The sequence below is a fragment of the Streptomyces sp. NBC_00887 genome, assembly GCF_045207585.1.
On record NZ_CP108788.1, the window covers coordinates 9,148,465 to 9,170,829 of the forward strand.

Sequence of the window (22,365 nt, forward strand, 5' to 3'; positions counted from 1 at the left end):
CTCGCCGTACGTCACCTGAGGCAGCGGCTGACACCGGGCCCGGAGGACAGGGGCTGTTGCCCCGTCCTCCGGGCCCTCTGCTCCTACGAGGCCCGCACGTGCCGGACCAGGCCTGTCACCACGTCCACGACGAGGAAGGCGGCCAGGGTCACCCCCAGGACCGGCAGCGCCCAGCCGAGGGCGGCGACAGCGGGGATGCCCAGGACGATCACGGGCAGCGGCAGTCGGCGCCAGGCTCCGCGGGCGGGCGCCGTGCCGAATGCAGCCCTGCGATCGTCGCGGGTCGGGCGGCGCTGCCACCACATGCGGTAGCCCCAGATGGTCACGGCGGTGAGGCCGAGCGCGATCGCGGCCAGCACGATCTGGTTGACGATGCCGAACAGCACGCCCATGTGCCCCTGCACCCCGAGCTTGCTGAGCTTGGCGAGGAGCGGATAGTCCGCCCACCGGCTGTGGGAGGTGATCTCGCCCTTCTCGGTGTCGACAGCGACCTGGTCGTAGTGCACCGGCCAGACGTTGTCGCCCTGGGCCACGACCCACGCGCCCGAACTGTCGGCGGGAGGCGTCACCTCCACCGTGCCGCCCAACCCGGCGTCCCGGGCCGCGGCCAGGGCCGCGTCGAAGTCGGCCGGATCCGCCGCGGCGGAGTCCTCCGCGGCGCCGTGCCCGGCGTGTTCGCCGCCCTCGTCCTCCGCTGGCGGCTGAGCGCCGGGAAGTGTGGTGTCCAACGCGGGAGCACGGCCCCTGGCCGCGTCCAGCAGCTGCCCGAACCGATCGCCCGCATAATGCGACCACGTCAGGCCCGTGGCACTCAGGAAGAGCAGACCGAGTGCCAGCCACACACCCGTGGCCGCGTGCCAACTGCGGGTGCGGCGCACGCCCCGGGCCGAACGGTCGGGCAGCAGAACGCCCCGTGCGGACCCGGCCCGCTGTCCACGGCTGCGTCCGAGCCAGAGGACGAGGCCGCCCGCGACGATCACCCAGAGCCAGCTCGCGGCGACTTCTGAGTAGAGGCGACCGGTCTCGCCCAGGTGCAGATTGCGGTGGAGGTCGTCGAGCCAGGTGGTGAGTGGCGTCGAGCCGAACCACGTGGTCAGGTCGCCCTGCACCTCGGCGGTGTAGGGGTTGACGAACACGGTGCGCTGCTTGTCACCGAGCTCCGGCAGGGACAGCACCACCCGTGTGGTGTCCTCCGGGCCGGGAGGGGTGACGACGGAGGCCAGGCTGCCCTCCGGGTGGGCGGCCCTGGCTGCGGCTATCTGCTCCGCCAGCGGACGGGGCGCCTCGCCGACCTGCTCGACGCGCAACTGGTCGCCGTACACGAGTTGGTCGAGCTGCGGCGTGAAGGTGTAGGCCAACCCCGTCAGGGCGGCCACCAACAGGAAAGGGGCGACGAATACGCCGGCGAAGAAGTGCAGCCGGACGAGCAGGCTCCGTACGGCCTGCCAGGAGCGGCCGGGCCCGGGCTCGGCCGCAGGGGTGGAGGTGGGCTCGGCGACGGCGACTGCTGCCGCCGCGGCGGACGGGGCGTCGATACGACGGCGGTCGTTCTGTGGTGGTTCTTCGGTTCCGAAAGACATGCCTATCCCTCAGGTGGACGCGGCCGCCGGACGAGCCGGGGACGCCGCGAAGTCGGTGACGTGCTTCCGTCGGAGTGACGGTGCGACGCGAGTGCCCCGGCCCGGCTCCGCCCGTACGCATGCCTCGGCGCACCGGTGAACAGCCGGTGCGATGGAACGCGGAAGGGGGACCGTCAGGCCGGGGTCGCCGAGGGAGGACCCCGCCGGGTCCGGGAACGGGCGAGCAGTACCCCGAATCGGGGATGCGCCGACGACAGGGGCACCGGCCGGAGCTGAGGGGTGACAGGGAGGGCCGGGGGTTCGCGGTAGCAGAAGGCCGGGACGACCAGGGCGGCCAGCCCGCGCAGGACGCGTTCTCCGTAGATGACGCACAGCGCGGTCCCGACCGTGGCGACCGTATGAGCCGAGGTCATGGCGGAGGACAGAGAATGCCCGATACCGCGCTCGGCCATGTCTGCCGGGCCCATGACCATGTGCCGGCCGGCCATGTGATGTGCCGCGTGGCCGACTTCGGGCATCGAGAATCGATGGAAACCGAGGTGGAGGGAGAACTGTGTTCCGGCCAGCGCCAGCACCGTGACATCGAAGCGGCGACGGCGGCCACCGAAGAACACCGAGCCGAGCACGGTCAGCGTGGCCAGGATGAGCGCCAGCGGACCTGCGCCGGGCAGCCGCCCACCGGCCGAGGCATGGCTCACCACACCCAGGAAAAGGCATGCCGAAGCGCAGAGCAGACCCCTTACGGTCCGCCCGGTCCATCCTCCCGGCTCGCGCACGGGTACAACCTATCGAGCATGTACACGGCGGCGCGTGTGTGTCTGTACGGTGCACGAGGATCGACCGTGAGCTGACTGGCCATCACACGGCTCGCCCCGGCCGGTGAGGTGATGACCGGCTCGCCCGTGCGAGCACGATCACCGTGTCGTCGGTGGGCGCGGAAGGGAGCATGCTCGTAAGGATGTTCTCCGCCGTCGCTTCCAGTTCCCCTGCGGCACGGGCGAGTTGGGATCGGAGGGCCTCGGTGCCCTCGCTGATGTCCTCACCCGCTTCGACGAGGCCGTCGGTGTACAGGGCCAGGACGGAACCCTCCTGGAGGTCTGTCTCGGTCGTGCGGAACGGGAAGCCGCCGACGCCGAGGGGAACCCCTCCGCCGACGCCGAGGGGAACCCCTCCGCCGACGCCGAGGGGAACCCCGAGGACCTCGTCGATGACATCGACCGTGCCGTCGGGCTGCCGGACCGGAGGTGGGGGCGTTCGCGATGCGGGCTGCGCCGGTGGTGGCATGAGGTGAGCTGACGGATCTCTGTGCAGCTCAGCGCCGGTTCGTCGACGCTACAACGGATGCGGCGGTATCGCTGGTTGAGGTGAAGAGCCGTCGGCTGCCGAGCCGCCGTCGCTGCTGTCCGCGGTCGGCCACAGCAGGAGCCCGCCGCCGCGGGGTCAGGGGTTTCGGGCTTCCGGTCAGGAGGGCAGTCAGCTGTGGGCGCCAACTATTCTTTGTGCCGACGGCTACGAAGTGCTTGTCGGAATGATCAGCGCAGCGAACGCAGATGCCGAGCAGGGGAGCCGAGGCGATGACGCCTTCGAACGCACCGGGCCCGCCGACCGCCGTGGTCGTACAGAACACCAGGAGCGGCGGTCCCGGCCGGGTCGGGGCCTGGCTGCGCGAGGCGGGTATCGGCCTCGAAGTGCTACGTCCCTACGAGGGTGAGGTCCTGCCCCGAAGGCTCGACAGCAGGCCGCTTCTCGTGCTCGGCGGAAACTTCCTGCCGGACGACGACGAGCGCGCGCCCTGGCTCCCGGCCACCCGCCACCTCGTCGCGCAGGCGCTGGACGGCGGCACGCCCGTCCTCGGCATCTGCCTCGGTGGCCAGTTGCTCGCTCAGGTGGCGGGCGGCAGCGTACGGGCGCGTCACGGGCAGCCCGAGTTCGGCAGCACACAGATCCGGCTGCGCCCCGAAGCCGCCGACGACCCGTTGCTCCACGGGCTCGGCCGGGCGGTTCCCGCGATCGAGCGGCACGTCGACGCGATCACCGAACTCCCGCCGGGTGCCGCCTGGTTGGCGTCCAGCGCGGCCTGCCCCCACCAGGCGTTCCGGGTCGGGGCGCGGGCCTGGGGTGTGCAGTTCCACCCGGAGGCGGAGGCCCATCGGATCGCCGGTTGGGACCGGGAGCGGCTGGCCCTGCAGGGCTTCGACAGGGACCGGCTGCACACCGAGGCCGTGGCCGACGAGGGCGCGGCGGTCTCGGCATGGTCGGTGTTCACCCGGAGGTTCGCTCAGGTGTGCGCGCGGCGGCCGTGACCGGCTGCTGGTCGGGCGCGAGTACGGCGGCCCGGCGCCGCCGTCCCACGGACGCGGACCCGGTCCTTCGGACTGTCGCGGCAGGCGACGCCATGGATCCAACCCGTTGATCACGCCTCACGCTTCCATCGGGCCGAGGTCCGTGAGCGCGGCTCCCAGTCGCCGTACACCCTCGGCCAGCTCGGAGTGGTCGGCCGCCGCGGCGAACCCGATGCGCAGGTGGGCTGCCGGCGGCTCGGTGGCGAAGTAGCGGCTGCCGGTGCTGACCGCGACGCCCCGTTGCCGGGCGGCACCGGTGAGGACGGTGTCGTCCACGCCGGACGGAAGACGAAGCCACAGATGCAGTCCGCCCGTGGGCAGCCCCGCCAAGGCCGCGCCGGGGATCTCCTGGGCGACCGCGGCGGCCAGTACGGCGCACCGCTCCCGCAGCGCCGTACCGAGAGCCCGAGTTCGGTGTCTCTCCGGACGGGTCGCCGCGCCGCCCGCCGAATCATTTCCTGCGGGGGATCAGTCGATGGAATCGCCATGCGGGGGCTTCGGCGCGCCGGGAGGGACGAAGCAGGCGGTGATGGTCTTGCCCGACGCCTGGGGGTGCGTGGCCCATCCGTCGGCGAGCGCGTCGACGATGGCGAGTCCACGGCCACCGGTCGTCGTGTGGTCTTCGGGCTGCTGGGCGGGGGGTACGGGATCGGAGTCGTGGACACTCACGTGCAGGCAGCGACTGTCCCAGGTGAGGACCAGCTGGGCGTCGCTGTGTGCGTGCACGTGCGCGTTGGTGACCAGTTCGGAAACACTGAGCAGTATCGCGTCCACGGTTTCGGGAGCGTCCTTCGTCCATTCCAGGGACGCCAGGTGGTCCCGCGTCCAGTGGCGGCCGGCCCGTACCCCGTGCGATACGGGAAACGACTGTGCCCATCCCACCGCACGCAGCGACGTGTCCTTCGTCATCGACCCCTCCTCGCTCGGCTCTCCCTTCTCGTCTACCCACGCATCCGGGGCCCACCACGGCGGCCCCGGCGTGCGGCCCGGCCGACGTCCCGAAGCTGATCGGTGTCTCTCCTGCGACCGGATGGCGAAGGAGCATGCGTGTGGCGGCGCCTATCGGGTAGTCGGCAGCGGAAGGCGAAACCGAGCGAAAGAAAGGTTGTTGCTCATGTCCTCCTCCCTCGTCGAGACCGTCGACATCAAGGCGCCCGTCAGCGTCACCTGGGCTCTGTGGAGCGATGTGTCGCAGTGGCCGAAGTTCCTGAGCCACGTGCGACGGGTCGATCCGATGGACGAGCGCCGGTTCTCCTGGCAGTTGTCCCTGCCGGGCGCCGACAAGAGCTTCGTCGCGGAGCTCACCGAGGTCGTCCCGCAGGACCGGATCGCCTGGAAGACGATCGAGGGTGTGCATCACGCAGGCGTGGTCACCTTCCACCGGCTCGACGACACCTCCAGCCGGGTCGCCCTGCAGATCGAGTACGACCCCAGCGGATTCGTGGAGCACCTGGGTGCCCTGACCAACCTCGACTCGGCACTCACCAACTACGACCTGGGAGAGTTCCAGAAGCTGGCCGAGTCCACAGCGGCGGGTGACGGCCCTCGGGGCCTGTGACCACCGCACGCTCGCCGGGGTGCGGAGCACCCCGCAGACGTGACCGCCCGTGCGCACCTCCGAAGTGCGCACGGGCGGTTCTCAGTCGAACGGCGAGCGGGTGGCGACGGTTCGCGGGATGACGTGGAGGGCGTCGGTACAGGCGGCTCAGCGGCCGACGGCGCAGGCGTCCCCGTTCAGCATGAACCGTGGCGGCGACGACGAGTCACCGGTGTGTGCGGCGAGGTAGCCGAGAGTGATGCTCGCGCCGGGAGCGATCGTGGCGTTGTGCGAGGTGTTGGTGGCCGTGATCGTGTTGCTTCCCTGGGTGAGGTCGGTGTTCCAGTCGGAGGTGACGGTCTGCCCGAGGACCAGCGGGAACTCTAGCGTCCAGCCGTTCATGGGGGTGCTGCCGGTGTTGGTGACGGTGAGGTCCACCGTCGTGCCGGTGCCCCAGGTCCGGATGGTGAGGTTTACACGGCAGGCGGGCTCCTCACGGGCGAAGGCCACGCGGTGCAGGCCGCCGGGCAGATCGTTGACCGCGTAGAACTCTCCGTCGACGGTCGTGCCGATGGACGTCACCTGGGTGGGCATCTCCCCGATCTCGGCCTGCTCGTAGCCGCCTTCGCCGCCGGGTCGCAGCGCCCAGACCGTGGACGAGCAGTAGTCGGTGGCGATGTACGTGCCGCCGACGAGGTCGGCGTACTTCTGGCCCCGGTAGACGTGACCGCCGATGACCGAGCAGCCGCCCGTGTAAGGGGAGTAGGTGAAAACCGGCTCCGTGTACGTTTCGCCGGGCACGCAATCGCCGCCCTCGAACTTCTCCAGGCCCTCGTGGCAGGACCAGCCGAGGTTCAGCCCTCCCTCTCCGGGCGTGAGGTGGTCGACCTCCTCCCACCGGCCCTGGCCGACGTCGCCGATCCACATCGAGCCGTCGGCGCGGTCGAAGGAGAACCGCCAGGGGTTGCGCAGACCGTACAGCCAGATCTCCTCGCGCGCGCCGGGGGCGCCCACGAAGGGGTTGCCACCGGGGACGCAGTAGGGGAGCGGGGCGCAACCGCGGCTCACGTCGATGCGCATCACCTTGCCCAGCAGGGTGTCCAGTCGCTGCCCGGAGCGGAAGGGGTCCGCGGAGCCGCCGCCGTCACCGATGCTCCAGTACAGGTGGCCGTCGGGGCCGAACGCGAGCTGGCCGCCGTTGTGGTCGCTGTACTCGGAGTGCGGCTGGGAGAGCAGGACCTCCGAGCGGGACTCGTCGAGGCGGTAACGGGCGAGAGTGACCGCTCCGTCGGGCCGTGCGGTGTACGCCACGTACAGGTGGTGGCTGTCAGCGAAGTCGGGCGGGACGGCGATGCCGAGGAGGCCGCGCTCGTTGCCCGATTCGTCCACGGCCGACCTGATGTCGATGAGCGGGGCCGTGGCAAGGCCGGTATCCGGGTGGTACACGCGTACGGTGCCGGACTTCTCGGTGATGAACAACCGGTCCGTGCCGTCGTCGGGGGCGGCGAGGGCGGTGGGCCGTCTCAGCCCGGAGGCGACCTGGGTAGTGGTCGCACGGAGCGAAGGCAGGGGTACTGGCGAGGGGTCAGCCTCCGCGCGGGTCGGCCTGGTATCCGACGTCGCGGTCGGGGCCGCCGCGAAGGACTGGGTCGCGGCGGGTAAGGGAGCAAGGGTGGTCAGCAGGAGGGCCAGCAGGAGCTGCCCGGTCCAGCGGCGTCGTAGCATGTCGGCTCCAGACTCGAGGACGCTTGCGCGGCGGTCGTACGCACACAAGTGGTTCGCACCCGGTGGCGCGCTCCGAACGGACACGCTTGTCGTAGCGGACGTCACCGGTGCCGGTCAGCGGGAGGGCCGCGCGATGACCGGCCCGGTCGTTCAGTTGAACGGTGAGGTTGTCCGCGCCCCTGGTCTTCCACGCACCCACGATGTCCGGCGTGTTGTCGTGGCCGCTTATTGTCACGCGCATGACAACTCATCCTCTTTCCGGTGGGCACCGGGTTCCAGGCGAGGGTGCCGACTGCGTGGGAGCGCTCCCGCGACCCTAGACTGCGCGTGGAGGGGTAGTGCGGGCAACATTTGTTTGCGCCACTTCCGCGCCACGTGGCGCAAACGATGCGACGCCGAACGGGAGACGCCACAGACACTGCGCAGCAGGTTCGGGGATGTGGGCGGTTCAGTGCAGGGCCGGCCAGTCACCGTGTCATCGCTGCGCCCTGTGCGGCACGTGCTGGCGCCAAAGACCCGTGCCCGTGCGGTCAGGGAACTGGACAGGACATGCAGGACATGGACGAACGGTCGATGCGTGAAGGGGTGCTGATGCAGGACACGCGCCAGCCGGCCCTCCAGGGCTCACACCGCGTGTGGCGCCGAACAGGTCGCTGCGTGACCATATCTCACAGGAAGATGGAGACACCCCTTTCCCTCGGCGCGCTGGTGCTGCCGATGTTGCTCTTCACATGGCCGCTGTCGGCATCGAGTACGAGCGAGCCCCTGCTGATCCAGATCGCTGCTCAGGTTGCATTCGTCGTGCTGATGCCCACGCCCTCCTGCCCGAGAAATGGGTGGGAGCTTCGTAGCGGGCGGGTGACGATGGGTGGGGCCCTGGGGGCATCAGCCAGGGCCCACGCATGTGATCGACAACGCTGCGCTCTGCAAGGTCCGCTGTCACCACAGCAGGTCCAACGGTCCGCCGTCCAGGGGTGTCGGTGACGCCGCTGTCGAGCGCCTCCGCCTTCCTGCGCCTTCAGTGGCCGGGGCGGTCGGTCCGGGAGAGCACCCCGACGATGGTGCTCGAGAAGGGCTCTCGCCTGGTTCGGGGTATCGGTACCTCCACCAGCCGGCCGTCGTACAGCATCCACATCCCGAAGCAGTCGTCGTCCTCGTCGCGTACCAGAACCTGTACAGACCACGGGTCGGGCCACGGCAGCGATTCCAGATGTGCCAGCAGTCCTGTCCAGTTGTGGCGGATGAACTGGACAACCCAGACGTAGCACTCCTCGGACGTGATGGATCCGTCGAACGCGCCGTCGTCCACACGCTTGAAGCACTGGTGCCACTCCCGGTTCCCGTCGGGTTGGGTGAGTGGCTCCATCACGTCTTCGGCATTCCGTGCCAACACGATGACTTCGGTGTATCTGCTCATGGCGGGCAGTTTCGCACCAGTACACGGGGCCACCCGCCCCGGGGTTACGGCGCCTTCCACTCCACGACGATCTCCCGCTTGAGGATCTTGCCCGTTGCTCCCTTCGGGAGCGCGTCGGTGAAGGTGACGATCCGGGGGTACTTGTAGGCCGCCACCCGCGCTCTGACATGGTCGCGCATCTCGTCGGCAGTGACCTGGGAGCCGTCCCGCACGGTGACCACGGCGGCTATCTCCTCGCCGTGGACCTCGTGCGGCACCCCGACGACGGCTGCCTCCGCGACGGCCGGGTGTTCGTAGAGGACTTCCTCGATCTCGCGGGGATAGACGTTGTATCCACCACGGATGATCAGGTCCTTCTTCCGGTCGACGATGAAGTAGTAGCCGTCGTCGTCGACCCGCGCGAGATCACCACTGTGGAACCACCCGTCCCGGACAGCTTCCGCGGTGTCGTCCGGACGGTTCCAGTAGCGCCTCATCACGTTCTCGCCGCGGATCGCGATCTCGCCCACCTCGCCCGGGCCCACCGGAGTGCCGTCGTCGGCCATGAGCCTGAGTTCGACGCCGCGGATCGGGACGCCGATCGAGCCGGCCTTGCGGGGCCGGTCCGGAGGATTGAACGCAGCGACCGGCGAAGTCTCCGAGAGGCCGTAGCCCTCCAGTACCGTGACGGCGAATTCCCGCTCGAAGGTGTGCAGTACCTCGACCGGCAGGGAAGCGCCGCCGGAAACGGCCAGACGCAGGCGGGGGAGCGCGTGCCCGTCGGGGCCCCTGTTGTTGAGCAGCGCCGAGTACATCGTGGGGACGCCCAGGAAGATCGTGGCCCCGTCCCGCCGCATGATCTCCAGCGCCTCGGCCGGATCGAACCGCGGCATCAAGGTCAGGGTGGCGCCCGCGGCGACGGCGGTGTTGAGGGCGCAGGTCTGCCCGAAGGCGTGGAACAGGGGCAGGCCCCCGAACAGCACGTCGGCCGGACCGACGTGGAGCAGTGTCCCGGCCGTGGTTGCCGCGTTGGTCACCAGGTTGCGGTGGGTCAGCTCGGCACCCTTGGGGGTTCCTGTCGTGCCCGATGTGTATAGGATCACGGCGGTGTCGTCCGCCGCCCGCCCGGCGACCTGTCGCATGGGTTCGGAGTCCTGAACCAAGGTGTCGAACGTCGCCGTGTCGGTGACCAGGCAGTCGATGCCGACTTCTGCCGTGGCTGTCGCCACCTCGTGTGTGGAGTGAGGCGATGTCACCGCGATCCGGGATCCGGAATCCCTGAGGGCGAAGGCGACTTCACGGGATTTCAACAGCGGGTTCATCGGCACGACAACGCCGCCGCAGCGGAGAATGCCGTAGTACGCCACCGGGAAACAGCTGACGTTGGGCATGACCAGCGCGACACGATCGCCCGGGTGCACCCCCCTGCTCCGCAGCAGTGTGGCGAACCGGGCGCTCGCGTCGTCGAGTTGGGCATAGGTCAGGGTGATGTCGTCCTGGCGGACTGCGACGCGGTCGCCGCCCGATCGGGCGGACTTCACCAGGAGTGAGGCGAGGTTGTCCATGGGGCTCCTGTTCGGACTGGATCGGTGGGGGCGCAGGCGGTGACGGTCACCGGCAGTGACGGAAGCCGCGGAGACGTGCGGAGTTCTGTGTCGCGATGACGTCGCGGGGGGAGATCCCGCCGCGACCGTGCCCGAGGGTCAGCCACAGTCGCAGGACGTGGCGCCCCGGATCGGGCTCGGCGAAGTCCTCGAACCCCGTACGGGAATGAAGAACGGTGTGGTTGTTCACGAACAGCAGGTCGCCGGCCTCGAAGTCGACATCGAGCCGGAACTCCGGGGACTCCGCCAGTGCGTCGACGAGGTCGAACAACTCCACGTCCGCCGGGTCGAGGCGGGGAACGTCGGGAAAGCGCTGTGCGGATTCGAGATAGCAGCGGTTGTAGCGCATGCTGAGCCCCCTCCGGCTCCGGGACGCGAGCGGGAGCGCGGCGTACGGGAGGTCGCCGGGGGCATGCTCCTCCCGGCGGTCGAAGAAGTGGGTGCGGTACAGCCGCTCGACCAGATCCGGCCGCCGCTCCAGGACGGCGTTGTGGACCGCTGCCGAGCTGACGAGGGCGCTCCGCCCGCCGGAGCGGGCCGCTCGCAGGCACAGCAGTCCGAGGACATCGGAACCGTCGCTGTGAAACGGCAGACTCTCGCGGGTCTGATATCCGCGCGTCGCCGGATCGGTGAGGCTACGGCCGGTGTCCCGGGCGTGGCCGAGCATATGACCCGACGCGTTCTGGGAGACCGGCGTACCCAGGTGGCGGCCCGCCCCCCAGAAGACGGTGCTCGCCGCGGCCAGGTTGTACCGCTCGACCGGAATGCCCTTCACGAGTACGAAGCCCCGGCCGTTCTCCAGTACGTCGGCGACGTGCCGCAGCTCTCCGGTCGGCGTGGGCAGCGGAAAGTCACCGGATGTGACCTTCAGCAGCGGAATGCTCCGTTCGTGCACCCTGTGCAGGGCCGCGTCGAGCTCGTCGATCTGCGCAGGTGAGAGCCGTAGGACCCCTTCCCCGGAGTCGACCTGCTCCGGTCCCTTCCACACGGCCGGCCCGGTATGGGGCCGGCGCAGCATGTTGATCTCGCTCCTCATGGTGGCCTCCCTTCCTCTCTGTGGCTTCCCGAGGAGTACCGGCCGTCCGGGTCGCCGCATCCGGGCGGAGAGCTCCGCCGCGGTGGTGCAACGCTAGGTCACGACGTGGGCTGTTACTTGACTTGACGTGACATCTCACTTATCACTTGGGGACTCATCCCCTGGAGTGCGCCATGAAGCCGCTTGTCCGCAACGCAGCGCTGAACAGCTATGTCGAGGTCAGTCAGTCGCTCGGCATCGATCCGCGGGCCCTGATGAAGCGCGTGGGCCTCGACCCCGTCGGCCTCGCGGTCCAGGACCGGTGGATCCCCGGCGCGGCGGTCATCGAGCTGCTGGAACTCTCCGCGGAGGCCTCGCACCGAGTGGACTTCGGCCTGCTCCTCGCCGAGCGGCGCCGCTTCTCCAATCTCGGCCCGATCAGTCTGGTCCTGCGTGACGAGCCAGATGTCCGCAGTGCCCTCGAACTCCTCGTCCGCCACGAGTACATGTACAACGAGTTGCTTCACAGCCGGCTCTCCGAGGCGCGTGGCCTGGCCACCCTCAGGGTGAGTCTCGAAGTGGGTGAGGCCATGTCCACCCGCCAGGCCACCGAGCTGGCCGTGGGCGCCTTCCACGGGGTGCTCCGCAGCTTTCTGGGTGACCGGTGGCAGCCGCTGTCCGTGTGCTTCACGCACGAAGCGCCGGCGGATTTCGGCACCCACCGACGTCTCTTCGGCCCCGTGGTGGAATTCGGCCGGGAGTTCAACGGGATCGTCTTCTACGCCAGCGAACTCAAGGCTCCCAACCCCATGTCGGACCCGCTGCTGCGGACCTACGCCCGGCAGTACTTCGAGTCCATCGCGGTGTCCAGGGAGACCACCGTGCTGGATCGTGTGAGCGAGCTGATCGAAGTCCTGCTGCCCACCGGGCGCTGTTCGATCGAGCAGGTCGCGGACAGCCTCGGCATCGACCGGAGGACGGTGCACCGGCACCTCGCGGCTTCGGGCGAGACCTTCTCCTCGGTGCTCAACGCGACACGCATCCAGCTGGCGGAACAACTCGTCGCGAACCCACGTCGGTCGTTCACGGAGATCGCCGGACTGCTGGGATTCTCCGCACCGAGCGCCTTCTCGCGCTGGTTCCGTGAGCGGTTCGGATGCAGCCCGAGGGACTGGCGGGTCCGCGGGACCGTGCAGCGGCGCTCGGGCGAGGAATGACCGAGGGCGGCTCGACGCGCTCCGGGGCGCGTGTCCCCAAGCGATAAGTCTCCTGTCACCATCGGTCAAGCGCGTGCCGTAACCCGCGCTTAACGTGGGACCACCGCAAGGGACATGGTCGGCCCACGAGGACGAGCAGGAATCCCTGCCCGATGCCGCGTGCCCCCTCCCCACCGACCGCCGATCGCATCCGAGCGACCGCCGGACCCGGGAACCCCTTCCGCACCCTCGCGCCCGTTTCCCCTCTGCCCTTCCGGCGCCACGTCACAGGCGGTGCCGCGGGCAGCGAGTGAAGCCCCACCGACAGAAGTCCCGCCCCACAAAGGAGATGGACCATGCATTTCTTCGACGACTCCCTGTATCCGGAGAACCAGGAGAAGCTGGTCATCCAGGCCGCGCCCTACGGGCCGGAGTGGCTGCCCGGTGACGCCGACGACCTCCCGCTCACCATGGACGAACACGTGCAGGCGGCCGTCGACTGCTACGACGCCGGTGCCACGGTGCTGCACATCCACGTACGCGAACTGGACGGTCACGGCTCCAAGCGCATCTCCATGTTCAACGAGCTGATGGCCCGGCTGCGCGAGGCCGTGCCGGACATGGTCCTGCAGGTCGGCGGATCCATATCCTTCGCCCCCGAGGACGAAGGCGGCGACGCCAAGTGGCTCAGCTACGACACCCGCCACATGCTGGCCGAGATCACCCCCCGGCCCGACCAGGTGACGATCGCGATCAACACCAACCAGATGAACATCGTCGAGCTCTTCGACGACGAGGACATCGAGGGCACGTCGATCGCCAAACCGGGGTACTACAAGGCATACCGGGACATGGTGGTCGAGGCCGGGCCGGACTTCTATCTCGAACATCTCGAGAGGCTCCGGGCCAAGGACGTCCAGCCGCACTTCCAGCTCGCCAACACGGCGCAGCTGGAGACCGTGGAACGGCTGATCCGCAAGGGCGTCTACAGCGGACCCCTCGTCCTGAACTACGTCGCCATCGGCGGCGGGTTCGCCGGCCGGCACCCCGCCGACCTGGTCGAGTTCATCCGCCGCGTCCCGGACGGCGCCGTGCTCACCATCGAGGCCTCCATGCGCGCGGTGGCGCCGATGGGCGCGGTCGGCATCGCTCTGGGTGCGCACGTGCGGGTGGGCAACGAGGACAACCTGTGGCAGCGCAAGGGCGAGCGGATGTCGTCCGTCGAGCAGGTCGAGCAGATGGTCCGGATCGCCGACGCACTGGGCCGTGACGTCGCCACCGGGCAGGACGCCAAGCGGATCTACCGGATCGGTGAATGGTACGCGGACGCCGACGAGACCCTCGCCCGGCTCGGCATGGTGCCCAACCGCCGCCCCGGACAGCGCGGTTCCATGCTGCGCGACGTCACGAGCTGACCCGGCTCCCGCGGGCGGCGGCCGGAGGCCCCTGCCGCCGCCCCGCACCACCCCACCCAGATTGCACACGAGCAAACGGAGCACGTCATGGCACACGCCATTCGCTTCCATGAAACCGGTGGCCCCGACGTCATGAAGTGGGAAGAGGTCACAGCCGGTGACCCCGGCCCGGGCGAGGTACGGATCCGGCACGTCGCCGTCGGACTCAACTTCGCCGACACCTACTTCCGCACCGGCCTGTACCCGGCCCCGCTCCCCGCCGGTCTCGGTGTGGAGGCATCGGGTGTGATCGAGGCCGTGGGCGAGGGCGTCACGGATGTCGCCGAGGGGGACCGGGTGACGTACACCGGCAGCCCCCTGGGTGCGTACAGCACGGAGCGGGTCATGCCCGCGGACTCACTGATCAGACTGCCCGACGGGATCAGCTGCGAGACCGCGGCCGCCATGACGATGCGCGGCCTCACCTCCGCCTATCTGCTGCGCCGCATCCACCCGCTGAAGTCCGGCGACACCGTCCTGCTCCACGCGGCGGCCGGCGGCGTCGGCCTGATCTTCTCCCAGTGGGCGAAGCTGCTCGGCATCACCGTCATCGGGACGGTCTCCAGCGAGGAGAAGGCCGAGGTCGCCCGCGCCCACGGCTGCGACCACATCGTCTACTACAGGCGGGAGAACGTGGCCGAGCGGGTGCGCGAGTTGACGGACGGCAAGGGCGTCCCGGTCGTCTTCGACAGCGTCGGCAAGGACACCGTCGCCGGATCCATGGCCTCGCTGCAGCGCCGCGGCCTGCTCGTGTGCTTCGGTACGGCCTCCGGTGTGCCGCCGCTCGATGCCATGCAACTGGCGATCCACGGCTCGCTGTTCGTGACTCGGCCGGCCCTGGCCGACTACATCGCCGAGCCCGCGGAGCGCGCCGCACTGGCCGATGAGCTGTTCGGACATGTCGCGTCCGGCCGCATCACGGTCGATACGAACCAGCGTTACGCCCTTCCCGACGCGGCGCAGGCCCACCGGGATCTCGAAGGAGGGCGCACCACGGGATCCTCCGTCTTCGTCGTCTGAGTACGCCGCATCCGAGCACCTCGCGTACCCCATGGCACGAATCCCACGACAACCAGGAGTGAGCACGATGCCCCACATCATTCACCCGACGGAAGGCTCGCCGGCTCCGGTGCGCACCGGGGGTCGCCGCGCCTCGATCGAGGTCGAGCCGCTGACCTGCACCATAGGAGCCGAACTCTTCGGCGTGAACCTCGGCGACGCCGCGCGCGACGACGACCTGTTCGCACAGATCAAGGAACTGCTGCTGCGGTACAAGGTCCTCTTCCTGCGTGACCAGGACATCACCCGCGCCGAACACGTCGCCTTCGCGGCGCGCTTCGGGCCTCTGGAGGACCACCCGGTGGCCGGCAGCGACCCCGAACACCCGGGCCTGGTCCGCATCTACAAGGACCTGGACAGCAAGGCCGAGCACTACGAGAACGCCCTGCACTGCGACGCGACCTGGCGCGCGGCCCCGCCCATGGGCGCCGTACTGCGCTGCGTGGAGACGCCGGAGGTGGGTGGCGACACGATCTGGGTCAACATGGCCGAGGCCTACCGCAGGCTGCCCGAGCACATCAAGGCCCAGATCGCGGACCTTCGCGCCCGGCACAGCATCGAGGCGACCTTCGGCGCCGTGATGCCGGCGGAGCGACGCCACGAACTGAAGGCCCGCTTCCCGGACCCCGAGCACCCGGTGGTGCGCACCCATCCGGAGACCGGCGAGGAGATCCTCTTCGTCAACGCCTTCACCACGCACTTCGTCAACTATCACACGCCGGAGAACGTGCGCTTCGGCCAGGACTACGCGCCCGGCGCCGGCAACCTCCTGAACTACCTGATCAGCCAGGCGGCCGTCCCCGAGTACCAAGTGCGCTGGCGCTGGCAGAAGAACAGCGTCGCCATCTGGGACAACCGCTCCACCCAGCACTACGCCGTCCAGGACTACTGGCCCGCCGTCCGGAAGATGGAGCGCGCCGGGATCGTCGGCGACGCCACGTTCTGAGCCCTGACCAGAGACGAGATCTGAGCCTTGACCAGAGACGAAAGGTGACGCCCATGAGACTTCACACCGCCGGCACCCAGGTGCCGGACACGCTTCCCGCCACTCCGGCCGTGTCCCGTGGCTATGCCTGGCTGGTGTTCGCCCTGAGTTTCGGGCTGCTGCTGTCCGACTACATGTCGCGACAGGTACTCAACGCCGTCTTTCCCCTGCTGAAGGCGGAATGGCTGGTCTCCGACGCCGAGTTGGGCACGCTCAGCGGCGTCGTGGCCCTGATGGTCGGTGTGCTCACGTTCCCCCTGTCGTTGCTGGCGGACCGATGGGGCCGGGTCAGGATCCTCGTCCTCTCGGCGGCAGCGTGGAGCCTGGCCACGTTGGGCTGTGCCATAGCCGCGAGCTACGGCCAGATGCTCCTGGGCAGGTTCATGGTGGGTGTCGGGGAGGCGGCGTACGGGAGTGTGGGCATCGCGGTCGTCCTGAGCGTGTTCCCCATCGGCGTACGGGCCACGCTCTCCGGGGCCTTCATCGCGGGAGGGTCGTTCGGATCCGTGCTGGGGGTGTCGATCGGCGGTGCCATCGCCCAGGAGTTCGGCTGGCGCTGGGCCTTCGGCGCGATGGGCTTCTTCGGGCTCGCGCTCGCCGCCGTATACGGTCTCGTGATCACGGAGAAGAGACTCGGTTCGGCCTCGACGAGACGAAACAGGTCCACACCTGGCGAACGTGCACCCATCCGGGCCCAGTTGCCGCGGCTCTTCTCGTCGCTGTCCGTGGTCTGCGCGTACATCGGCAGCGGGCTGCAGATGTTCATCGCGATGGCGCTGCTCGCCTGGATGCCCAGCTTCCTCAACCGGTACTACGACATGACTCCTGGTGAGGCGGGCCTCGGAGCCGGGGTCTTCGCGCTGATCGGCGGCATCGGCATGGTGCTCGGCGGGATCGTCGCGGACCGCCTGAGCCGGAAGGTCGCGGCCCGGAAGTGGGTCGTCGCGATTGCGTGCAGCCTCGGGTCGCTCGTGCTGCTGATGGCGGGATTCCATCTGCCGACCGGTCCGCTGCAACTCGTGCTGATCGGGGCCGGGACCCTGGTGGCCGCAGGCACCGCCGGGCCGGCGGCCGCGATGGTCGCCAATCTGACCCCCGCAGCCATCGCGGCGACGGCCTTCGCGACTCTCACCCTGGCCAACAGCCTGCTCGGGCTCGCCCCGGGGCCCGCGGTGACGGGCATGCTCGCGGACAGCATGGGCCTGCTCGGCGCGCTGCGGGTGATCCCGCTCGTAGCCCTGGTGACCAGCGTGGTCTTCACCATCGGAATGTTCTCCTACGAGAGGGATCTGCGCCGCCTGGGGCTGCTGCCCGGCACGGCGCCCACGACATCGGAGGCTCGGGCATGAGCCCCACCGCAGAGCCGACGGTCGTGATCGTCCCCGGGCTGCGCGATCACGTGCCGGAACACTGGCAGACCCTCCTCGCCGACAGGATCGCCGACGCCCGGACCGTTCCCCCGCTGGAGAAGGACAGGCTGAGCTGTGACGCCCAGGTCGCCGCACTGGACGAGGTGTTGTCGGAGATCTCCGGCCCCGTCGTACTCGTGGCGCACAGCGCCGGGGTGATGACCACCGTGCACTGGGCGCAACGACACCGACGTCCGGTGCTGGGAGCGCTGCTCGCGACACCGCCCGACTTCGAGGCCACGCTGCCGGAGGGTTATCCCACCGCCGAGGACCTGCGCGACAACGGCTGGACACCGGTGCCGCGGACAGCCCTGCCCTTCCGCAGCATCGTCGCGGCGAGTACGAACGACCCCCTGGCCGAGTCCGGTCGCGTCGCCGGTCTCGCCCGGGCATGGGGCAGCAGCCTCGTGGACCTCGGCCCCGTCGGGCACCTCAACCCCGCCTCCGGCTACGGCCCATGGCCCCGGGCGGAGGAGTTCGTCCGCGACCTCGGACGGACCCCGTCCGACTGACCCGCTACCGCACCCCACCCGCACGACCTCGCCCCCGGAGGCGCTGATGAGCACCGATTCCGACCTTCTGTGGTCCCCGAGTCGCACCACTGCCGAGAGCTCCAACACGGCCGGCTTCATGCGCTGGCTGAGCGAGACGCGGGGACTGGAGTTCTCCGGCGATGCGCGGTGCGCGACGGCGACCCGGGTGACGGCGCTGAGCACGTCCGCCGGACCCGCCCCGGACGGCACCTCGTCGAGCGAGGCGACGAGCCGGTCCGCCATGAGGTCGGCGCACTCCGCGAACAGTGCGTACTTGTTCGGGAAATGCCGGTAGAGGGCCGCCGCGCTGATACCCACGCCGGCGGCGATCTGCTCCATGGACGCCGCATGGTAGCCGCGCTCGCTGAAGACTCGGCCGGCCGCCTCGACGATGAGTTGCTTACGGTTGCGGGGCCGGGTGGCCGCGGCCGGATCGGCGCTCACGGCCGAACGGGCGGGTGCGGAAACAGGGCCATGCGGATCAGTCAACCACACGGTGCCCGAGGGGCTCGGGCTCCCTCGGAGCGGACCGCACCCCAGGCGGATTCCGGCTCACTTCCCAGGTGACGGTGCCCGGCCGGAACCGTCACACCGGCCTCGCCCGACCGCCGGTGCCCCCGTGCACCGGCGGTCCCGTTCACACCGGCGGATGGCTGACGAGGAGATCGTCCGTGGTCGCCGCGAGCAGCCGCCCCGCGTACGAGGCGAGGGCGGTGGCAGCAGGGAAGGGGCTGCCCAAGGTGAAGGGAGCATCGGTGGTGACCGGCGGACGCGAGAGCAGTCCGTCCGGACCGAGGGCGTACAGACGGGCGTTGAGCACGGTCAGGGAGGCTGCCTTGCCCGCCGGTCCCACGGCTGTCCACGGCGCCTCGGGGTGCAGGGCAGGCCGATGGTGCAGGGTGTCGTCATGCGGGGTCACCGCGAAGAGAGTGTTGTCGCACATCGCCAGAGCGGTCGTTCCGGCGGGGACCTTTCCGGCCGGGGTCCAGGGAGCCGGCCCGGGCACCGGAGCGCGTACCAGCAGTCGGTCGTCCGTTCCGACCGCGAGCAGGGCCAGCGGTACGGGCCGGCACGCTTCGCGCGGGGCCGTCAGACACCGTATCTCCGGCTCAGGTCCCGGCGCGGGCGGACAGGGGACCCACGGCAGGTTCTGGTCCGACGGCTCGCGGTGGAGCAGGGTCCTGCCGTCCTCGGCCACGGCGAAGAGCAGGCCCTCGCAGGCGGCGAGCGCCCGCAGACGCGGCGCCGGCCCGACGGTGTGCCAGGCGGGACGGGGAGAGGTGCCGCCGAGACGGTCGAGGACGTTGCGGGTGATCCGGTCCACGACCGGATCGGACAGTGCCCGGCCCCAGTTGATCGTGGCGGTGTTGAAGACCGTGCCGGCGCCCATGCGGAAGACGCCCATGGTGGCCCAGCCGCCCTGCCCGTACGCACGCCAGTGCCGCAGGTCCGCGGTGGCGAGGACGGCGAAGGAACGGGGGGTGCCGTCCCGTCCGGTGGCCCGGGGCACGCCGGCCGACCAGTCGAGTTCGGCGGCGTCGGTCTCGTACCCGAGCGCGCCCCGGGCGAACGCGTCGCCGTCGGCGAGTCCGGTGCCCTCGAAGACCCAGTGGCCGGCGAACCGGACCGTGTACGACTCGCGTCCTATCACGGCCATGCCCTCGCCCCACGCGCCGGCGCCGTTGCGGAAGCTGACCCCGGTCATGGAGTTCTCGGGCCGGTCGACGGGCGAACTGGACCACTCGACGGTGGCGAGGCGCGGGTCCACAGCGGCTGCGGGGTCGGCGGCGGCATCGCGGTGACAGACCATCGTGCGCCCCTCGTCCTCCAGGCGCATCTGCCACCAGGCGGTGTTTCCCGCGAAGACCGCCAGATTGCCGCCCTTGCGGACGAAGGCCTCGACGCTGTCGCGCATGCCGGCCGACCAGTACTCGTCGTGCCCGTTGATCACCAGCAGCCGGTAGGAGGACAGGAGTTCGTCGCCGTCGTGCAGATCGAAACCGGAGCAGAACTCGACCGGGTACCCGGCACCCGGGAGCCAGCGCAGCAGGGGTTCCTCCCAGCGCTCGGGCGGCGGCCCGCCGCCCGGCTCGGTGAGGGACACCCGTGCGGCACGGCCCGGCTCCTCCGCGTAGTAGATGCTGCGGCCCGGCTGTCCCGCACGGTGGTACGCGCGCCAGGTGGCGAAGGGAACGGAGACGAGTACGGACGAGGTCGCCGCGGGCCGGGCCGCGCGGACCACGAACCACACTTCGTGTTCGGCGTCGCGATCGGGCGCCGGTGTCTCGGGGCGGTCGTCGTGGAAACGGGCCACATACAGGGAACTGGGCCAGTCGGGCGGGACGTCGAGGGTCCACCCGGTCCCGCGAACGGGTACGCGCGTCATCGTGCGCTCGGTGACGACGTCGGTGACGACGACGTGACCGGTCAGCGGGCCTCCGTCGCCGGCGGTCACGCCGAAACGCATGCTGCCGCCCTGGACGCAGGACGTCTTCTCCGCACGGGCCAGGGGCCGCGGGACGAGACCCGCGCTCATCGGCCGGAGCCTTCCGTCGCGAGGAGTCCAGGCAGTGCGGCCAACCGGGGCGGGTCGCCGGCCGACGAGGACACGACGACCTCCTCGATGGCGCGAAGGTGGGCCTGGACGGCGGCCGGCGGCAGATAGGCCGTGTCGGCGGTGAGGGTCACGGTGAGCGCGCTGTCGTCCCCGCTCACGTGCAGGCAGTACCGGCAGGCGACGCGGTCCTGCGTCGCGGGGAAGTCGAGCACGCTCCGGCGGCGGAGCGCGACGAGTTCCTCGGCGTCCGGCGCCGGCCGGGGCGACGCGGGGCGCTCCGTCAGCCGCATGTCGTTGAAGCAGCAGTACGGGTGCACCTCGGCACCCCGCTCGTGGGACGCCCGTTCCAGCAGGGCGTCCCAGTCGGCGGGATCGTAGGCGGCCGCGCGGTAGCCGGCGAGCGCGGCCGGCCAGGCACCCGCCAGCAGATCGGTGAAATCGGCGTCCGGACCCGGGACATCGTCCATGCGCAGGACGAACAGCGCGTCCTGCGACAGCGTGCTGACCAGGGTGCGGTGGCCCTGCGCCGCGCGATTGCCCGCGATCGGCATGACCGCCGCCACGGAGTGCCCCTGATCGGCGGCGACCAGAGCGGCCGAAGCGGTGAGGAGCACGGTCGAGCCGCTGACCCGATGGGCGGCGGCCAGCGCCTCGACGGCCCGGGGGAGCGCGGCGGAGACCAGACGGCCCGTCCAGAAGCGGGGGGTGCGTGGAGGCGCGACCGGGGTGGGGAACATCGTCGGAGGGGCTTGCCGCAGTCCGTTCTCCCAGTGGGCGAGCGCGGCCCCGCCGGAGCGGCGGCCGGCCGGGGAGGCCTGATGCCGTGCCAGGTCCAGCGGGGTCTCGGCGCAGGCTGGACCGGCCGACCCGCGGCGGGCCAGCAGCCGCAGATCGCGGACGAGGACCTCGGCGCCGTGCCCGTCGGTGGCCAGATGGCACAGCGCCAGCACGACGTGGGTGATCCGGCCTTCGTGGCGGACGGCGCCGAACCGTACGGGCCACTCGCGCGCGTAGTCGAAACGGCGGGAGGTCAGGGACGCCAACAGATCCTCGGCGGCGGCCCCGCAGTCGGCCGGGTCGGGCTCGTCGTGGACGCGGACCTCCACCAGCCCCTCGGCACACAGGCGTTGGCGGGGTTCTCCGTCGTCACCGGCCGCGATCCGGGTGCGCAGCGCCTCGTGGCGTACGAGGAGCGCGGCGACGGCGCCCGCCAGCCGGGGCAGGTCGACGGGCGTACCCCGGTCGGCGAGGGGCAGGACACGGCCGATGTTGAAGTAGTGGTCGTTGGGAGCGGTGCGGCCGATCGCGTGCCAGATCGCGCGCTGCCCCCAGGTGAGCGGGGCGTCACCGGACCGGCCGCCCGTGAAAGAGACCGTCGTCCTCGCGTCCGCCGGGGTCCGGCCGGGATCCGGTGCCGCAACTACGGCCGCGCCGGAGTCCGGCGCCACCGTGCCGGGGACCAAGGCGTCCGGGCCCGCCGCCGTCACGGGGTGTTCTCCGCGGCCAGAGCCCGCACACGGGCGGTGAGGCCGGCGAGTCCTTCGGTGTACAGCGCCCGGTCGCCGAGATCGATGAGCACGCCGTACTCGGTCTCCAGGCTGTCGGCCAGCCGCAGCAGGGAGAGCGAGCTGACGCCGAGCGCGGCGAGCGGCTCGGCGGAGTCGACGATCTCGCCGGCGGCCACCTGGCCGTCCGTGGCCCGTTCGACGAGCTCGGCAAGGCGGTTTCGGGTCGGGGCGGACGTGTTCACCGGACGCCGCCCGCCTGCCGGGCGGCCTCGTCGGCCAGACGGCGGCGCAGGCTGAGCGGTCGGATGTCCGGCCACACCTGGTCGACGTGCGCGACGCACTCCTCCTCGGTGCCGCTGAAGCCCTCGGCCCGCCAGCCTGCGGGCAGCGGCGTGCCCTCCTGCCAGAGGGCGTGCTGCTCCTCGTCGTTGACGGCCACGAGGTAGCGGGTCGGATCGCTCATGA

The 22,365-nt window shown here is 70.4% G+C and carries 21 protein-coding genes and 1 pseudogene; 8 read left to right on the forward strand and 14 right to left on the reverse strand.

Going from position 1 to position 22,365, the window contains the following annotated elements:
- Window positions 1-83 precede the first annotated feature (83 nt).
- The 3 genes from OG844_RS41720 to OG844_RS41730 form a co-directional block, all read right to left on the reverse strand.
- The gene (locus OG844_RS41720; RefSeq protein WP_406388093.1) at window positions 84-1,580 is read right to left on the reverse strand and encodes a PepSY-associated TM helix domain-containing protein; all 1,497 of its coding nucleotides are present in this window, start codon (window positions 1,578-1,580) and stop codon (window positions 84-86) included.
- A 173-nt stretch (window positions 1,581-1,753) separates the two neighbouring features.
- Complete coding sequence (locus OG844_RS41725; protein WP_406388092.1) at window positions 1,754-2,278, reverse strand: hypothetical protein; 525 nt, start codon at window positions 2,276-2,278, stop codon at window positions 1,754-1,756.
- A gap of 160 nt (window positions 2,279-2,438) precedes the next feature.
- Entirely contained in the window at window positions 2,439-2,864 is a 426-nt protein-coding gene (locus OG844_RS41730) for a SpoIIE family protein phosphatase (protein ID WP_406388090.1), read from the reverse strand.
- A 290-nt stretch (window positions 2,865-3,154) separates the two neighbouring features.
- On the opposite strand from OG844_RS41730, the gene OG844_RS41735 reads away from it, so the two are divergent.
- The gene (locus OG844_RS41735; RefSeq protein WP_406388089.1) at window positions 3,155-3,883 is read left to right on the forward strand and encodes a type 1 glutamine amidotransferase; all 729 of its coding nucleotides are present in this window, start codon (window positions 3,155-3,157) and stop codon (window positions 3,881-3,883) included.
- A 117-nt stretch (window positions 3,884-4,000) separates the two neighbouring features.
- Here OG844_RS41735 and OG844_RS41740 read toward each other — a convergent pair whose 3' ends face one another.
- The gene (locus OG844_RS41740) at window positions 4,001-4,198 is read right to left on the reverse strand and encodes a hypothetical protein (protein ID WP_406388088.1); all 198 of its coding nucleotides are present in this window, start codon (window positions 4,196-4,198) and stop codon (window positions 4,001-4,003) included.
- A 192-nt stretch (window positions 4,199-4,390) separates the two neighbouring features.
- On the reverse strand, window positions 4,391-4,831 hold the full coding sequence (locus OG844_RS41745) for an ATP-binding protein (RefSeq protein WP_406388087.1): 441 nt from the start codon (window positions 4,829-4,831) through the stop codon (window positions 4,391-4,393).
- Window positions 4,832-5,036: 205 nt separating this feature from the next.
- Between OG844_RS41745 and OG844_RS41750 the strand changes: the two genes are divergently transcribed.
- The gene (locus tag OG844_RS41750) at window positions 5,037-5,480 is read left to right on the forward strand and encodes an SRPBCC family protein (protein WP_356422939.1); all 444 of its coding nucleotides are present in this window, start codon (window positions 5,037-5,039) and stop codon (window positions 5,478-5,480) included.
- A 147-nt stretch (window positions 5,481-5,627) separates the two neighbouring features.
- Here OG844_RS41750 and OG844_RS41755 read toward each other — a convergent pair whose 3' ends face one another.
- From OG844_RS41755 to OG844_RS41770, 4 genes are all read right to left on the reverse strand, one after another.
- Window positions 5,628-7,184, reverse strand: a complete 1,557-nt coding sequence (locus OG844_RS41755; protein WP_406388086.1) for a PQQ-dependent sugar dehydrogenase — start codon at window positions 7,182-7,184, stop codon at window positions 5,628-5,630.
- Between the two features lie 1,018 nt (window positions 7,185-8,202).
- Window positions 8,203-8,601, reverse strand: coding sequence for a hypothetical protein (locus OG844_RS41760; RefSeq protein ID WP_406388085.1), 399 nt, complete (start codon window positions 8,599-8,601; stop codon window positions 8,203-8,205).
- Between the two features lie 44 nt (window positions 8,602-8,645).
- Entirely contained in the window at window positions 8,646-10,145 is a 1,500-nt protein-coding gene (locus OG844_RS41765; RefSeq protein ID WP_406388084.1) for a long-chain-fatty-acid--CoA ligase, read from the reverse strand.
- Between the two features lie 46 nt (window positions 10,146-10,191).
- Window positions 10,192-11,220: a TauD/TfdA family dioxygenase gene (locus OG844_RS41770; protein WP_406388082.1), complete on the reverse strand. Its 1,029-nt coding sequence runs from the start codon at window positions 11,218-11,220 to the stop codon at window positions 10,192-10,194.
- Between the two features lie 173 nt (window positions 11,221-11,393).
- Between OG844_RS41770 and OG844_RS41775 the strand changes: the two genes are divergently transcribed.
- The 6 genes from OG844_RS41775 (at window position 11,394) to OG844_RS41800 (ending at window position 17,814) form a co-directional block, all read left to right on the forward strand.
- Window positions 11,394-12,416 (forward strand): AraC family transcriptional regulator, encoded by a 1,023-nt coding sequence (locus OG844_RS41775; RefSeq protein WP_406388081.1) that lies wholly within the window; start codon window positions 11,394-11,396, stop codon window positions 12,414-12,416.
- A 335-nt stretch (window positions 12,417-12,751) separates the two neighbouring features.
- Window positions 12,752-13,810: a 3-keto-5-aminohexanoate cleavage protein gene (locus tag OG844_RS41780; RefSeq protein ID WP_406388080.1), complete on the forward strand. Its 1,059-nt coding sequence runs from the start codon at window positions 12,752-12,754 to the stop codon at window positions 13,808-13,810.
- An 87-nt stretch (window positions 13,811-13,897) separates the two neighbouring features.
- Window positions 13,898-14,869 carry a quinone oxidoreductase family protein gene (locus OG844_RS41785; protein ID WP_406388078.1) on the forward strand — a complete coding sequence of 324 codons (972 nt, stop codon included), beginning with the start codon at window positions 13,898-13,900 and terminating at the stop codon, window positions 14,867-14,869.
- Window positions 14,870-14,936: 67 nt separating this feature from the next.
- Window positions 14,937-15,854, forward strand: a complete 918-nt coding sequence (locus tag OG844_RS41790) for a TauD/TfdA dioxygenase family protein (protein ID WP_406388077.1) — start codon at window positions 14,937-14,939, stop codon at window positions 15,852-15,854.
- 53 nt (window positions 15,855-15,907) lie between these two features.
- The gene (locus OG844_RS41795) at window positions 15,908-17,242 is read left to right on the forward strand and encodes an MFS transporter (RefSeq protein WP_406388076.1); all 1,335 of its coding nucleotides are present in this window, start codon (window positions 15,908-15,910) and stop codon (window positions 17,240-17,242) included.
- Window positions 17,239-17,814: an RBBP9/YdeN family alpha/beta hydrolase gene (locus OG844_RS41800; protein WP_406388075.1), complete on the forward strand. Its 576-nt coding sequence runs from the start codon at window positions 17,239-17,241 to the stop codon at window positions 17,812-17,814. The genes OG844_RS41795 and OG844_RS41800 overlap by 4 nt, the downstream gene beginning before the upstream one ends.
- 159 nt (window positions 17,815-17,973) lie before the next feature.
- Here the strand turns inward: OG844_RS41800 and OG844_RS41805 are convergent.
- The 5 genes and pseudogenes from OG844_RS41805 to OG844_RS41825 form a co-directional block, all read right to left on the reverse strand.
- Window positions 17,974-18,279: pseudogene (locus tag OG844_RS41805) on the reverse strand (TetR/AcrR family transcriptional regulator); the annotation flags it as partial.
- Between the two features lie 193 nt (window positions 18,280-18,472).
- Window positions 18,473-20,302, reverse strand: coding sequence for a N,N-dimethylformamidase beta subunit family domain-containing protein (locus OG844_RS41810; protein ID WP_406395993.1), 1,830 nt, complete (start codon window positions 20,300-20,302; stop codon window positions 18,473-18,475).
- A gap of 65 nt (window positions 20,303-20,367) precedes the next feature.
- Window positions 20,368-21,840 (reverse strand): condensation domain-containing protein, encoded by a 1,473-nt coding sequence (locus OG844_RS41815; protein ID WP_406395991.1) that lies wholly within the window; start codon window positions 21,838-21,840, stop codon window positions 20,368-20,370.
- Between the two features lie 35 nt (window positions 21,841-21,875).
- Window positions 21,876-22,142, reverse strand: a complete 267-nt coding sequence (locus tag OG844_RS41820; protein ID WP_406388074.1) for an acyl carrier protein — start codon at window positions 22,140-22,142, stop codon at window positions 21,876-21,878.
- Window positions 22,139-22,363: an MbtH family NRPS accessory protein gene (locus OG844_RS41825; protein ID WP_351167283.1), complete on the reverse strand. Its 225-nt coding sequence runs from the start codon at window positions 22,361-22,363 to the stop codon at window positions 22,139-22,141. Before OG844_RS41825 ends, OG844_RS41820 begins: the two co-directional genes overlap by 4 nt.
- Between the last annotated feature and the right edge of the window lie 2 nt (window positions 22,364-22,365).

Excerpts from the sequence above, each read along its gene's own strand:
- OG844_RS41785 (WP_406388078.1), top strand. The coding sequence starts at position 13,898 with ATGGCACACGCCATTCGCTTCCATGAAACCGGTGGCCCCGACGTCATG.
- OG844_RS41780 (WP_406388080.1), top strand. The coding sequence starts at position 12,752 with ATGCATTTCTTCGACGACTCCCTGTATCCGGAGAACCAGGAGAAGCTG.
- OG844_RS41735 (WP_406388089.1), top strand. The coding sequence starts at position 3,155 with ATGACGCCTTCGAACGCACCGGGCCCGCCGACCGCCGTGGTCGTACAG.
- OG844_RS41775 (WP_406388081.1), top strand. The coding sequence starts at position 11,394 with ATGAAGCCGCTTGTCCGCAACGCAGCGCTGAACAGCTATGTCGAGGTC.
- OG844_RS41730 (WP_406388090.1), bottom strand. The coding sequence starts at position 2,864 with ATGCCACCACCGGCGCAGCCCGCATCGCGAACGCCCCCACCTCCGGTC.
- OG844_RS41795 (WP_406388076.1), top strand. The coding sequence starts at position 15,908 with ATGAGACTTCACACCGCCGGCACCCAGGTGCCGGACACGCTTCCCGCC.
- OG844_RS41800 (WP_406388075.1), top strand. The coding sequence starts at position 17,239 with ATGAGCCCCACCGCAGAGCCGACGGTCGTGATCGTCCCCGGGCTGCGC.
- OG844_RS41750 (WP_356422939.1), top strand. The coding sequence starts at position 5,037 with ATGTCCTCCTCCCTCGTCGAGACCGTCGACATCAAGGCGCCCGTCAGC.
- OG844_RS41810 (WP_406395993.1), bottom strand. The coding sequence starts at position 20,302 with ATGCGTTTCGGCGTGACCGCCGGCGACGGAGGCCCGCTGACCGGTCAC.
- OG844_RS41720 (WP_406388093.1), bottom strand. The coding sequence starts at position 1,580 with ATGTCTTTCGGAACCGAAGAACCACCACAGAACGACCGCCGTCGTATC.
- OG844_RS41825 (WP_351167283.1), bottom strand. The coding sequence starts at position 22,363 with ATGAGCGATCCGACCCGCTACCTCGTGGCCGTCAACGACGAGGAGCAG.
- OG844_RS41745 (WP_406388087.1), bottom strand. The coding sequence starts at position 4,831 with ATGACGAAGGACACGTCGCTGCGTGCGGTGGGATGGGCACAGTCGTTT.
- OG844_RS41765 (WP_406388084.1), bottom strand. The coding sequence starts at position 10,145 with ATGGACAACCTCGCCTCACTCCTGGTGAAGTCCGCCCGATCGGGCGGC.
- OG844_RS41790 (WP_406388077.1), top strand. The coding sequence starts at position 14,937 with ATGCCCCACATCATTCACCCGACGGAAGGCTCGCCGGCTCCGGTGCGC.
- OG844_RS41770 (WP_406388082.1), bottom strand. The coding sequence starts at position 11,220 with ATGAGGAGCGAGATCAACATGCTGCGCCGGCCCCATACCGGGCCGGCC.
- OG844_RS41760 (WP_406388085.1), bottom strand. The coding sequence starts at position 8,601 with ATGAGCAGATACACCGAAGTCATCGTGTTGGCACGGAATGCCGAAGAC.
- OG844_RS41755 (WP_406388086.1), bottom strand. The coding sequence starts at position 7,184 with ATGCTACGACGCCGCTGGACCGGGCAGCTCCTGCTGGCCCTCCTGCTG.